The following is a 13955-nucleotide window of genomic DNA, read 5'->3' as shown; positions in this document are numbered from 1 at the left end:
GTTCTTTTTGTGATGCTAAAATTAGTTATTTTATTCCAAATGATATAAAGATAGTTAATTCTTCAAATAGAGAAGAAAGCATGATTTTTTTTACCTCCAGTGACCTTTACCCGGTTTATAACGAAAGAGGCTATTTATATTGCTGAATTAATGAATTAACCCTATCTACGTCATAATCAAAAACGAATTCTCTGTTCATTTCTTTTTTTAAATGGTATCGTTTGTTTTTTCCTCTTCTTTATGCCCATATTCCTGATATTCACTTTCTATTTTTCCAATTCTTATACATTTATTTTAATTCCTGAGATCGGCATTGTAGAAAACGACCCAACAAGAAATAGTTTTTCTATAAATCTTTTATCAATCATGAATTATGGGTTATAAAAAGGTACTGTTTTTTTCTGAAGCTCTTTTCCTGTTTTACCATCCAGAATGATTTCTTCTATTTTGTCGCCTGCAATTTGATGAGAAATTCTCCATACTTTTTTGCCTTCAAAATCCTGTTTTAATACTCTAGTCTGGTAACCAGAATCATGGTAGCCTTTAGGCAGATCAATTTTATTCTTTTCACAGTATGCAATAACATCCGCAGGTTTAAAGTCGTAACCTTCATCCATGTTTTCCTCTTTAAGGAGCTTACCAGATTCGTCAAAATGATACCAAATACCAACTACTGAACCTTCATTGAACAAGCATCCTTTTTTCTCAATATTACCACTGTCATAGAAAAATTTAGTAACCTTATACAACAGATTATCATTATAAATTATTTCTCTATAACCTGGTGATTGAAAATCCTGAATGTAGGTATTGCTACCTTCCCGCACTTTCAAGTAGCCTCTTACTGATTTCTTTTGGAAATTTTCAATATCAAATTTTTCATACTTATTATCAACAATTGGTATCATATATTTATCTATTTTTTGAGATTGGCATTGTATAAACATACTCAACCACATTAACACTATTATTTTATTCATAACTACCTATTTTATAGATGAATTGGCTTTTTTCCATTGCCAATAATATAATGAACATCGTTTATTGTCATTCCCTCCATGATGCGAATAATCTAATAAATTATCTGTCTTTCTATACTCATACGTATACAATGCATGAGAAGATGCCTCCTTATTTGCAAAGGTATGGGCTAAATTCATAGAATGAAGAAATTCATGTGCTGCAGTCTGCTCGTTTTTACTTTTAAATACGACCACATAATCTGCTCCATAATTTGAATATCCGGAAACATGTCCTCTTGCATCGTAACCATGCTCAGCAAAATAAAATGCTTTGAAATGCTTTGTGTATTTCTTAGGATAAGCCTTTTCCAATTGAACTTTCAAATAATCCTGCAGTTCTTTTCCGCCGCTCATTTTACCAGGATCTACCTCACCACTGGTTACGAAGTCAATAAAATTTTTATCTGCTGTTAAATCTAATTCAACAATATCAGAATCATCCGATAATTTGATATATGCCTGCTCAAGGTATTGATTAATCCTATTTTTTTCATCATTAATATTAGGTTTATTCTTCCCTGATCCGGTTGACAATTCCGGAGTTTTTATTTCAACAAACACAACATCTTTTTTCTTCTGTTTTGTATTATCATTTGCCCAGACATTTATTTTTCCGGCAATTGACTCAACGGTTGCACCTGCTTCAGTTTTAAAAGCTTTTAACTCTATAGTCTGATTACCTGTAAACTCTTTTATGCATTTGACCGTCACTTCATAATCGTTCAAAGCTATTTTCTTTTTACCTTTTATTTCAATTTTATCAGGAGTAAAAGTAAAATAATCAGATTTGGTAAACTCCAAATAATCAGCTTCATGTTGTATTTCTGCAAAAAAAGTAATCTTAACTTCTTTATCTTTTAGGATAGATAGCCATGGTATAAAGTATTCTTCAGGAACATCTTTTCCTGTTTTATCTTTTTTCGTTTTCCATGCAACAGAGAAAGGATTATACTCTTTTTTCAGGTTATTAAACATTGTTTCGTCGACCTCAAAGTATCCATCATATTTATTGCCGTTTTTTACTTTTGTCGTAAACTTGGCATCTTCATACTGATAAGCTACAATATCCTCAAATTTCTGATCATTAAAAAGGGCCGTATCTCCCATTCTCATCCAATCAAAGCCAAACTCTCCTTTCCAGTTTTTATTCGGTCTGAATTGTACAATCAATTGTATAAGCTGCTGTAGTGGTGGAGATTGCGGCGTATTATGGCTCACCCCTTTAGCATTACCCTTTTCAGAAATCCATTTCATGGCACGTGAAATAATACTCTCCTGAGAATACATATTATGATTTTCATGTGAGATTTTGTTGTAGGTGCCTTTTACAATTCTCGTTCTGCTCATGGCTAATGTGCTTTAGATTTCTCACCGCTGTTATTTTGAACTTCCTGCTGGGCATGTTTGTTAATGGAAGCGTTGGAAGTAATGTTGATTTCCTTCTCCGAAATTTCATTTCTTTCCTTCTTTGTTTCACTGTGTACATCTCCCTCAATGATCTCAGTAAGTTTACCCGTAATGAATGTACTTACATTTCCTATAACCGAAGTAAGTTTCATAGCGCCTACAGTCTCGGTATTATTTAATCCGATACTGTCTGATTTGTTCATTCCCACCGTCGTAGTCATATTCTCCCCCACATTGATGTTCATATTCTTACAGTTCAGGGTCATGGTTTCCGGTGCTGTAATATTGATATTGCTTCCTGTAGTATCCAGATGGATCTCATTGCCGCTTTTGTCTGTAATAATGATACTTTCATCTTCAGTGAAAACTATTCTGTGGCCGCTTCTTGTCTGGATAGATTTTACCCGGTTGTCGGCCCCGCCGCCAAGGCCTATTCCTCCATGGAACATTCCTCCCATCACGAAGGGCCTGTCGGGATGACTGTGGACAAAGTTGACCATTACCTGATCACCCACTTCCGGAATGGCAACATAACCACGGTTTTGTGTGATCTGATCGGTTCCTCCTGCATCCGGACTCATTACCCGGACAAAGTGGGTGGTATCATTCATCTGCCAGTCAAATCTTACCTGAACCCTGCCCTGACCTTCCGGATCGGTGTTCGAGATTACTGTTGCAATCTGCGGCTGGGCAGCAGGTACTGTAAATTCCGGTTTGGGTAAAAAGCCTGTATCAGCCGCTATGGATTCAAAAGTGCCTGTGTAATGGCCAATTGTATCAATCTCATGAACAGCTTCAGTAACCATCACCTTTGTAAAATAGGAAGTTTCATTGCTATCCGGCTTTCTCATATGAATATCTGCAACGCATCCCGGATGCAAAAACGGAACGGTTGTAGATCCTGAAACAGAAAATACATTGACAGCTTCGCTGCCTGATGTACTCCTCTGGGAATGCTCTACATCCAGATGTGTGGTTGCCTTGATTGGGGCAACCTGTAATGCCGGAGTTTTATATATTTTATCGTTATGGCTATATGCCGTACGGGCCAGATCCCCCAAATGGCTGACCGGCGTTTCACCTGAAGTCAGTTTTTCATTTTTACTGCTGTTATACCCGTAATATTGAGGTTTTGTATGAACAGCTTTTAACTCCACTCTGATGTTGTCTGCATTACTTCCGTACATCAGCTTTATAGGTTTATTCTGTGGCGGAAGTTTTCCAAAATGCAATACCTCACCATCGTAGTAGAATTGTTCTCCATACGCTTCTGCCATTCTCGCCAGATAATTGTAATGGGTTTCGTTATACTGGCTGCTGTAAATAATCTGAGAATAATCATTGGTATCCACTCTTATGTCAAACCGTTCTTTATCTAATCCCTGTTTGATTACTTCTTCTGCAATGATTCCCATATTCACAGGCTTTCCACCGCCAAAACTCTGAATATGAGGAGCTCCATCCAGCAAAATGGTCGGACTGTATCCTGAAAGCACGATATTGCCAAGACTCATCTTTTCCTGGCTGAATCCTACTTTGGTAATAACCCCAACGAAATTTCTTTCAGGACTATTCTCAATATCTTTGTACGACATAACAGCTGTCAGACGTTTTCCAAGGAATTTATTAGCTTCTTCAAGAGTATGGCTTTGTCTGTCTCCCAGTGCATCATGAGCAAGGATAAGATTGAATTCGTGGTGGTGACCCGCTTTTTGTTTGAGAGTGAAATGTTTATAGTACTTAATAATTTTGCCTTCTACAACCAGTGACAATTTAACCAGCCGGTTGATGCCCGTATGATGATTCTCGGATATTCCGTCTGCATTCTGTGACGGACGGAAAGAAGATCCTTTTGTCTTTGATTCGGTTTTCATATGCTTTGTGTTTGTGTTGGTATTAAAGATAACAATATTTTACATAACAGACATTATATAAGCCTGTTGTAGAATAAAAATCCTTTGAATTAGTTTTTATTCAGGCAAAAAAAGACCGCCTTTAATAGGGACAGTCTTTTTTCTTATGAATGTTGATAATGTGTGTAATATTAGCTTGACGGCCATAGTCCCGCATACTGAGAAGTACCGTAGTCAATGGTTTCAGCACTTACTACGAAGCTGATCAGCATACTGTTGCTGTCAATGGCATCGAAGTCTACCTGATGCTGGATTACATATCCGTTTTCCCATTTCAGGGTGATCAGTGTTCCTTCCTCGTGAGATTTGTTGAAGGTGATTTCTCCTACTGTCGGTTTGTATTTACCGTTTAACAGGCTTTCAAGGATGTCTGAATTTTCAGTAGCTTCTACCGTAACCTTGATAAGTGCGTTGGAAGGGTCTGACGCTACACGTCCTGATACGTCTGTAGATCGGGAAACGCTGTAATTCATTTTTAACAGCTTCTGTCCTTCTCCATTATTGAATTTTAAGATTCCTCTTGAATTTCTTTCGGCCATGATTAGTAAATTTTAATCGTTAGTAATATTTTGTGATTCAGTGATTGTATAGCAAAGATAGAGGCTCTTTTCCGCTAAAAAAAACTTTTCAGTACAAATCTCAGAAATTGTAGTAGTTCTACGATTTGTTGTAGTAATTCTACGACAATTGATTTAAACCCTACCTTATAACTCCCACCAATGAAGCATTTTAAGTTAAATCCCGTTTTTAAGACAAATACTATTTTTACACATAAAAGAGAAATAATGAGACTGAAAATTTAATTCAAAGTATAAAATTCAGGATTATTTTAAAACAGGGAAGTTTCATTACAACACAAAAAAAGCAGAAGTAAATCCTCCTGCTTTTGGTATCATTAAAATAAGATTCTTAATGTTTTGTATATTCCGGCTGTTCTGTTGGAATTCTTGACGGGGTAAAGTATTCATTAAGCCAATAGAAAGTCTGTCCGTTCTGCTGAATTTTTACAGCTGGGTTATTTCTGTTGGCCAGCATTCTGTCTGCCAGGTTTTTATAGTGGTAAAAATAGTTTTTCACCGTTTCATTAGGAACAACTTTTGATTTCTTCCAGCCTTTCAGTTTATATTTAGCCATCAATTCTTCTTCAGAAAGATCAAATCCTGTACTCATTCCGATAGCGTAAGACATAGGCAGTTCATAAAGCGCTCCTTTATCTAGGAATTTTATCGTAGGATTATATTTCTTAAGCAGCTTAACGTACTCTTTGACAGCTCTTGCCTGGTTGAAATCTGCACGGTCAGCCTGGGTATTTCTGTATACTTCCGTGTAGAAAGCTTTCAGGTTATCATATTCCGATTCGGAAATAAGGATTCCCTTTTCTATTGCCGGTGTAAATTCTTTCAGATCTTTTGGAATATATCCTTTCACAAGGAACGGGCTTCCGTAATTGATCAGCTGTGCTGCAATGCCTGCAGAAACAGGATTGGTAAGTCCCGGATACAGATATTTATATTTCAGATCAACATCTGTTCTTCCTGCGCCTACTGACGAATGGAAATATTCATTAAGGGATTTATCAACCGTCTGATTGTCCAAAGTAACCTGTGCAATAAGGCTGTCAACCGATTTTTTCAGGAATCCCGGAGTCGTAATATCTCCTTTTTTAGGGAAGATAACGAATCCCTGGGACATACTCTGTTTAGGGTAAGCTAAAGAAAAGAATCCCGAATCACCTTCCACAAGGCTGAAATTATTTTTGGTTAAAACATCATTTTGGTCGATGATCTTTTGTTTTTTGAGTTCAGCAATATTTTTAGCTGTATTGGTAACCACGTTTTCCGCCATCAGTACAAAATCATTGTAGGTATCTGCAGATCTTGCACTGGTCTGGAACATGATCAGTCTTGCCTGAGCCTGAGTCAGTGAACTGATCACGCTGTACATATTCCCGCTTTGGTTGGCAGAAGTTCCCACAGTTACAACAATATTGGTTTCATCAGGAACATTGGAAAGAAGGTTTCCGGCTGCAGTAAGAGCTTCTCCTACCGGCTGATAACCGTTATTGCTTGCGCAGTTCATTTCATTCGTTTTCTGATCAATAAATGCAGTGATCTTACTGTAGTCTGTACTTAAGGTGGATACTGCCACATTATCCCCACAAGGATTATTCTTGTATAAAACCGCTCCATATTTAACATTGTTAAAATATGATGGTTTTTCGAATCTAAGCTGAAGATCCTGCAGCAATGATTTTACAATAGGTGCATAAGGCGCATTGGCAGCACTCACATCCAATGCAAACACAATATTGATATTTTTATCTTTTTCCGTGATCTCTCTGTAGCGGTCAAAATAGATAGGCTCTCCCAATACGTTGGATACAAAGTTTTTGCTGTAGTCTAAAATATTGGTGAAATATTTTGTCTTGGTATCGGGAGTCGGAGTTTCTTCTAAAGGAAGATTTACCGGGTAAATATTTTCCAGAGGTGTTCTCTTGTTTACGTCGGTAAGAAGAATTGCTGTTTTATTAGTTGCATCTGATGCTGATCCGCCAGGGTGCCCTTCATGGATTCCCAGTGTTGTATCGTTAATCCCTGTTGTATTTTTAAGTTTGATGGCAGAACGCTCTCCCCAGGTAGAAATTACATTTGAGCTTACCCATCCGTAAAGTCCCTTGCTGATACTGTCCATATCAACAGAAGGTTTTTTACCTACCAGGAAACGTTTGTTATTTTCAGCCATCTTGTAAACGTATACAATCTGTCCGTTAGGGATTTTCACATTGGCTGTTTCAATAAGACTCGGTGAGTTAAACACCATAATAGAGTCATTTTTATAGTATCTTTCAGCATTTCTGATGACTTCGCTGTTATTGGGTACTACTGCTACTCTTACAGGATACCCTGTTTTTTCACTTTTTAAAGCGTTATTCCAGAGAAGAAGGTCAGATTCCGGAATCCAGCCATATGTCTTAACTGATTTTGACGAAACTTTTTTCATTAAAGCATCCGGAACATATTCCGCTACTTTTACCATTCCGTCTCTATGTTTCAGAACCATTAAAGGTTCAAGGAATTTGACTTCTTTGTAAGACTTCTCATCATCTTTATCCAGGTAAGCCGTATTTCTTGATCTGTCTGAAATGACGATCCATGGAACTGATTTTTTTGGATATCCGTTAACGACAGGGGAAGCATCCACCTGCCCATACTGTGATGGCTCCGGGGTTTTCTTGGACGGCAGTTTTACCTGGCAACTCGTCAATAATACTGATAACCCTATATAATATGCTGCTAGAGGAAATTTATTTTTCATCCTATTTAATCTTTTTATGATTGGTACATCCGTAAGACCGGACAAAATTATTTGCTTTGATTGATATCTACTTTCGTTACACAGTTCTGGGTATCATCCAGGTTTACTTTTACAGTCTGGATCACCGTATTCTTGTCAAACTGAAGGCCTGCACAATACATGTAGAAGTTATTTACTTTACTGTCATTTACTTTTACCACTGTATTTTCATTGTTACACAGGTAAGTTTTCAACAGGTAATTGTAATGCATATTGAAACTGTTTCCGTTAGCAATCTGCTGCAGGTGATATTTGAAATCGTTGTCTACTTTTGCATAAGAATCTTCCACAGAAATCTCATCTTCTGCAAGAGCATCATAAGCAGGAAGAATTTTAATACGGTGATAAACAGGATCTTCGCTTTCTTCTGTGTAAAGCGTTACAAGATAATCACCGGGCTTTTTATAGGAATAGATTGTAAATTTATCTTTAGCATCCGTGTTTCCGGTTTCTCCGAATTTCCATGCAAAACGCTTTGCCTCAGAAACAGCACGGAAAGGTACATTTTCATTTTGCATAGCCTGTGCAGGAGCTTCAATTGTTGTTGTAATCTTGGCTGTATCCTTTGGCTTCTGAACGCTTCTTGCGCTTACCATTACAGGGAAAGATTTCGTATACTTATTGTCGACGATCAAACTCACCTGATAATATCCCGGTTTATTATAGAAGTGAATACCACTGTTTTTATCTGAAGTTGTCCCATCTCCGAAATTCCATCTTTTGGTTTTGGCAAACTGGGTTTTATCTTCGAATAAAAGCGTGTCTCCTACCGCCAGTGAAGACGGATAAACCACCCCAACAATATCATCTGCCGAATGTATTACCTTTTTCTGCAGCCACAGAGCAACCAATGCTGCGATCAGCAAAGTTGCAATAACACCGATAATAATGTTTTTCTTGTTCTTTTGAAAATAATTCATAGTTAGTAATTGTGATGTGTTTTATTTATGTTCCTAGTATTTATTTGCTTACTGCATTCTTGCTTTCAGATCCTGCTCGCGCTGATAGAGCTTATTCTGTTTATCTTTAAATCCGATTCTGCATTCATCTACCTGCTTCTGGAAAATTTTAATGTCTTCAGAGGCTGTTGAAAGAACTTTTTTGTCTTCAAAATACATTTTATAGAATTTTGCGATCTGAGGATAGGCATCCTTACGGATATCCACAACATCTGTACTGTTGAAATAGCTGTTAAGGTCATTAACGCCCAGCTGAATATTGTTTTCCATGAAAGGCTGTGGTCCGTCATCGGTAAGTTTGCTGATCATGGTATAAGTACTGTCCATGATAGGAAGAACAATTTTCTGGTGTTTTTCAAACGCAGCTTTCTGTTCAAGATTCTGAATGCCTCTTACATCTTCATCAGAAAAGGGAGACTGGAATCCTTTTAAAAAGATCACTCCCAAAAATAACATGGCAGTCACCAGCATCAGTATTAAATAAAAAAACTGATAATGCCTTTCTTTCTTAGATAATGTGATTTGTCCTTGCATATCTTTCCTTTTTATCTTCTTCTTTTACTTCCTGTGAAATTTCTTGTAGGATCTTTTCTAAGCTCATTGTTGGTCACTTTTATCTTACCCATACATTCATCCAGATCCCTTATAATACTTTTCTTCTGATACTCTACCTCAATGATCTTAGCTTTTAAGTTCATCATAGGCACAATCTGCTTCATGAGTACGGCATAATGCTTAAAGCTTTCCACACTGTCTTTACCCATAATGTTTTTGGCATCTCTCACATTATCCATAATATTGGTTCTGAGAAACACTTCATTTTCCACCTTATTAATACTAAGCTGGTTCATTTTGTCGTAAATATCATCAATGTGATCTTTCAGTACGTCACTTCGAAGCATCAGTTCTTTATAGGCTTCAGCTTCACGGCTGATCCCTTCCCGCTGTATATCATAACTCTTAAAGAAGAGAAATAAGCAAGCAAAAGATACAACCGACAAAACAACAAATGACAGAATAAACTTCCAAATGCCCATTCTGACGTCAGATTTGTTCAATTTTTTTTCCCTGTTAGAAGACATAATTTGCGATTTGTTTGGCCTGTGAAAATATAAAAAAAAAAATTCATGCACAATACGTAATTTCCCCAACCCTGTTTCGTGAAAACCCTGATTAAATTAATATTAATTTTCACTTTGATAAGTTTTTCATAAATTAGACCTCTGAATTTTAAATATCATTCGCCAAATCGATATTAAGAATGAGCAAAATATTATCTAATACCGTACGTTTTTCCATTGCTGACAGTGATTTTTATTTTAAGAAAATAATGATCAAAACACTTATGGAAAACCCTTTCTATATGCTTCTGAATGATTGTAATAACGGACATGAACTGGTAAACAGAATCTACAGAAGACAGGAAGACGTGTTCATTATTGAACTCTTCATGCCGGTATTAAGCGGGATTGAAGCAATCAAGTATATCAGAAAAAACAATACTGAAACTCCTATTATCACCTACTCCGGCACTTATCAGGAAGATATGGCCGAAATCCTTTCAAAGATTCCCAATATATACTACTGTCAGAAAAAAAGTACCATTATAAAGGATATTATTAAAGGAAGTATTGCTTCTGATGACTTCGATTATCAGGCTTATTCCAAAGAATGGGAGCAGCAGCCCCTTGCCGTACAGGAATATATGGACAGGCAGAAGAAAGGACAGGAAGAGCTTTCACCGGCTGAAATACAGCTTATGAGGTTCTGTTATGAAGGATTCAGCAATAAGGAAATTGCAGAAAAACTTAACCTGAGTACCAGAACTATTGACACCTATATCAACCGTCTTACAGAAAAGCTGGGATTAAAAACCAAGCTTCACCTCATAAGATTCTGCGTAGAAAACGGATATTATAATTCCAGTCTGTAAAATTCCGATTCAGCATTTTTTTTTAATTCCGGCTAACAAAAGAGGTAAGCAGGCATTCTGTTAGTGTCTTTTATAAGACTACAAACCCCTGCAGAGCCATCCAGATCCGCTATTTATTAAGTTTTGTTCAGGTTTTTTCTGCACCCTTATCCCGCTACATTATTTTATTGTTAAATTATTACAACCCTGCCTTAATATAGTGTATATATAAAAAGTCCTGCTCTTTGAATAAAAATATTTTGTCACTAATTTGCTAGTATTCAATTTTTTTAACTAAATTTGCACACCTAAAATTTAAAATTAAAATAAGGAAATGACAAAGGCAGAATTGGTAAACACCATCTCAAATAAGTTGGGAACAGAAAAGAATGAAACACAGAAAGTTGTAGAAGCTTTTATGCAGGAGATCAGAACTTCTATGTATAATGGGGATAACGTTTATCTAAGAGGTTTTGGATCTTTTATCATTAAAACAAGAGCTGCTAAAACAGGAAGAAATATTTCTAAAAACACTGCAATTGAGATTCCTGCTCATAACATTCCTGCTTTCAAACCTTCAAAATCTTTTGTTGAGAAAGTAAAAACTAAAGTTGCAGTAAAATAAGAACATTAACTGAATATTAACTAGTTACTAAAAAATTAAAATTATGCCAAGCGGAAAGAAAAGAAAAAGACACAAGGTTGCGACTCACAAAAGAAAGAAAAGAAGAAGAGCAAACAGACATAAGAAAAAATAATCTCTTTTTCCCGAGATTTACAATATAATAATATAGTTGGTGGATTTAAATTTTTAAAGTTCACTGACTATATTTTTGTTTGCAACTATAAGATTCCGCGGAAAACGGATGGTTTCAAATATTATTTTAACAAACATATAATGGTTTTCATTCAAAATCCTTATATTTAATAGATGAATAAATCGAAAAAAACATCCACTTCCTATAATCTTAACAATTTTATCTTATTAAAAAATGAAGAAAGAACTAATAGTTTCGCATGAAGATGATCTTACAAAGATTGCACTGCTGGAAGACGGAAGACTATGTGAACTTCATGAGCAAGAAGACAAAAGCGATTTTATAGTTGGAGATCTGTTTATAGGAAAAGTAAAAAAACTGGCACCCAATCTGAATGCGGCATTTGTCAATATCGGATATGATAAGGATGCATTCCTGCATTATCAGGATCTGGGACCGCAGTACCTTACGTACAGAAAGTTTTTAAAAGATACTATTTCCAAAAAACAAAGCACTTCGAGCTTAAAAAATTTCGAGATACAACCCGAAATAGACAAAAACGGAACAGTAGACAAAGTAATCGTCAAAGACGATCTGGTTCTGCTACAGATTACCAAAGAACCAATTTCTACCAAAGGTCCCAGGATTTCTACCCAGATTTCATTAACAGGACGCTTTCTGGTTTTAATTCCTTTTGACAATAAAGTTTCTATTTCCAAAAAAATCAGAAGCTCTGAGGAAAAAGAAAGACTGCGAACCCTTATCGACAGCATTAAGCCTGAAGGATTCGGGGTGATCATCAGAACAGTAGCAGAAGGAAAAAAAGTAGCCGATCTTCATAATGACATGAACCAGCTGGTTCAGAAATGGGAAAGCACTTTTAAAAATATCCAGAGAAATAAAGTTCCGTCTAAAGTTTTAAGCGAAGAAGACAAAGCTTCAGCTATTTTAAGAGACAATTTTAACCAGGACTTCGTGAATATCATCTGTGACGATGAACAGATGGTGAACGAAATGAAGAATTACATTGAAGTAATTGCTCCTGAAAAGAAAAATATTGTCCAGTTTTATGATTCTCATATTCCGCTTCTGGAATATTACAATGTTGAAAAACAGCTTAAACAGAGCTTTGGAAAGCACGTAAACATCCCAAGTTCTAAAGGAGCCTATCTTGTTATTGAGCACACAGAAGCCCTTCACGTCGTTGACGTCAACTCCGGAAACAATATTACTACCGGAACGGCTGTCAATAAAGAACACGCACTGAAAGTGAACAAAATGGCGGCTACTGAAATCGCAAGACAACTTCGCCTCCGCGATATGGGAGGGATCATCGTTATCGATTTCATAGACATGCCGAATTCTGATCACAGAAGAGATCTTTACGAGCATCTCAAAGAGGAAATGAAGCGCGACAAAGCCCGCCACAAAATACTTCCTCCAAGTAAATTTGGTCTGATCCAGATCACCAGACAAAGAAACCGTCCGGAAAAGCAGATCGAAACCAAAGAAGAAAACCCGAACAAAGACGGAGAAATTGTAGCTCCTATTGTTATCGTGGAAAGAATGGGTGAAACTTTAAGAAACATCCTGCAGAAGGAAAAAGGAAAAGTATACCTGCATGTACACCCATTTGTGGAAGCCTACCTTACAAAAGGCATTAAAAGTATCCAGATGAAGTGGTTTATCAAATACAAAAAATGGGTAACCATCGTTCCAAGAGATTCTTTTAAATATTTAGAATACAAAATCTACAATGCTAAAAAAGAAGAATTAATAGAATTCTCCAATTAAAAAATTTAAGACCTTCAGTTGTACTGGAGGTTTTTTTCATTTTATAATTTATTTATAAGAACAGAATATGATTAACAATTTAAGTGTGGCTGAAGCCAATGGATAATTTTCTTAGCAGGTCGGTTGAAACCACCCTATTGAATTTTAACAAAAAGACATTTTACATTTTACATTTTACATTTTACATTTTAAATATGAAAACTCACCATTACAAAACCACCATCCAATGGACAGGAAACAAAGGTACCGGAACCAGCGGTTACAGAGCCTATGAAAGAAGCCATACCATTTCAGCAGAAAACAAACCTGTTATTGAAGGATCATCTGATCCGGCATTCCGTGGTGACAGCACAAAATATAATCCGGAAGAAATGCTTTTATCTTCTCTTTCCTCCTGTCACATGCTCTGGTATCTGCACTTCTGTTCTGAAGCCGGCATTATTGTAACAGAATATACAGATGAAGCTTCCGGCATAATGGCAGAAACAGCCAGCGGAAGCGGTCATTTTACAGAAGTGACCTTACATCCCAGGGTGACGGTTACAGAAGCATCAATGACTGAAAAAGCAGAACAGCTTCATCATAAAGCGAATGAATATTGCTTCATTGCCAATTCGGTTAATTTTCCGGTAAAACATATTCCTTCAGTGTTAGTTAAATCAGAAAAATAAATTCAAAAATACAGTAAAATTGAAAATCCAGTAATAATAACTATTGCTGCATAGCTAATTTGCTTCATTTGTCAATTGTTGTGACCTATAACAATTCACTATTCATTTGCGAAGCAAAATTCACTATTGATAAACTTTTCCTATTGGTTAATTAATGTTAAGGCC

12 protein-coding genes are annotated in these 13955 nt (G+C 36.4%); 4 read left to right on the top strand and 8 right to left on the bottom strand.

The features are described 5' to 3' along the window. Nucleotides 1-371: 371 nt before the first annotated feature. From ACR1PO_RS16435 to tssO, 8 genes are all read right to left on the bottom strand, one after another. On the bottom strand, nucleotides 372-980 hold the full coding sequence (locus ACR1PO_RS16435; protein ID WP_433987462.1) for a toxin-antitoxin system YwqK family antitoxin: 609 nt from the start codon (nucleotides 978-980) through the stop codon (nucleotides 372-374). Between the two features lie 6 nt (nucleotides 981-986). After that, nucleotides 987-2369, bottom strand: a complete 1383-nt coding sequence (locus ACR1PO_RS16430) for a hypothetical protein (RefSeq protein WP_433987461.1) — start codon at nucleotides 2367-2369, stop codon at nucleotides 987-989. A gap of 2 nt (nucleotides 2370-2371) precedes the next feature. Then, the gene (locus ACR1PO_RS16425; protein ID WP_332386084.1) at nucleotides 2372-4303 is read right to left on the bottom strand and encodes a type VI secretion system Vgr family protein; all 1932 of its coding nucleotides are present in this window, start codon (nucleotides 4301-4303) and stop codon (nucleotides 2372-2374) included. A gap of 170 nt (nucleotides 4304-4473) precedes the next feature. Further along, nucleotides 4474-4881 (bottom strand): type VI secretion system tube protein TssD, encoded by a 408-nt coding sequence (gene tssD / locus ACR1PO_RS16420; RefSeq protein ID WP_433987460.1) that lies wholly within the window; start codon nucleotides 4879-4881, stop codon nucleotides 4474-4476. A gap of 370 nt (nucleotides 4882-5251) precedes the next feature. Further along, a complete protein-coding gene (tssR, locus tag ACR1PO_RS16415; RefSeq protein ID WP_332386085.1) occupies nucleotides 5252-7657 on the bottom strand; it encodes a type VI secretion system protein TssR domain-containing protein in 2406 nt (801 codons plus the stop codon). 47 nt (nucleotides 7658-7704) lie between these two features. Further along, complete coding sequence (locus ACR1PO_RS16410) at nucleotides 7705-8616, bottom strand: PKD domain-containing protein (protein ID WP_002984201.1); 912 nt, start codon at nucleotides 8614-8616, stop codon at nucleotides 7705-7707. Between the two features lie 48 nt (nucleotides 8617-8664). Then, nucleotides 8665-9189: a type VI secretion system transmembrane protein TssO gene (locus ACR1PO_RS16405; RefSeq protein WP_002984205.1), complete on the bottom strand. Its 525-nt coding sequence runs from the start codon at nucleotides 9187-9189 to the stop codon at nucleotides 8665-8667. An 11-nt stretch (nucleotides 9190-9200) separates the two neighbouring features. Continuing rightward, complete coding sequence (gene tssO, locus ACR1PO_RS16400; RefSeq protein WP_374464308.1) at nucleotides 9201-9737, bottom strand: type VI secretion system TssO; 537 nt, start codon at nucleotides 9735-9737, stop codon at nucleotides 9201-9203. 179 nt (nucleotides 9738-9916) lie between these two features. Between tssO and ACR1PO_RS16395 the strand changes: the two genes are divergently transcribed. The 4 genes from ACR1PO_RS16395 to ACR1PO_RS16380 all read left to right on the top strand — a co-directional run bounded on the left by ACR1PO_RS16395 (nucleotide 9917) and on the right by ACR1PO_RS16380 (nucleotide 13790). Next, the gene (locus ACR1PO_RS16395) at nucleotides 9917-10588 is read left to right on the top strand and encodes a response regulator transcription factor (protein WP_120233558.1); all 672 of its coding nucleotides are present in this window, start codon (nucleotides 9917-9919) and stop codon (nucleotides 10586-10588) included. 313 nt (nucleotides 10589-10901) lie between these two features. After that, nucleotides 10902-11192, top strand: coding sequence for an HU family DNA-binding protein (locus ACR1PO_RS16390; RefSeq protein WP_002984212.1), 291 nt, complete (start codon nucleotides 10902-10904; stop codon nucleotides 11190-11192). A gap of 367 nt (nucleotides 11193-11559) precedes the next feature. Further along, on the top strand, nucleotides 11560-13119 hold the full coding sequence (locus ACR1PO_RS16385) for an Rne/Rng family ribonuclease (protein ID WP_433987459.1): 1560 nt from the start codon (nucleotides 11560-11562) through the stop codon (nucleotides 13117-13119). A 194-nt stretch (nucleotides 13120-13313) separates the two neighbouring features. Beyond that, nucleotides 13314-13790: an OsmC family protein gene (locus tag ACR1PO_RS16380; protein ID WP_433987458.1), complete on the top strand. Its 477-nt coding sequence runs from the start codon at nucleotides 13314-13316 to the stop codon at nucleotides 13788-13790. The last annotated feature ends 165 nt before the right edge of the window (nucleotides 13791-13955 follow it).

Source organism: Chryseobacterium amylolyticum, assembly GCF_051011775.1.
Classification (GTDB): Bacteria; Bacteroidota; Bacteroidia; order Flavobacteriales; family Weeksellaceae; genus Chryseobacterium.
The sequence above is the reverse complement of the archived record's forward strand: the minus strand, read 5'-3'. Positions and strand labels throughout refer to the sequence as shown.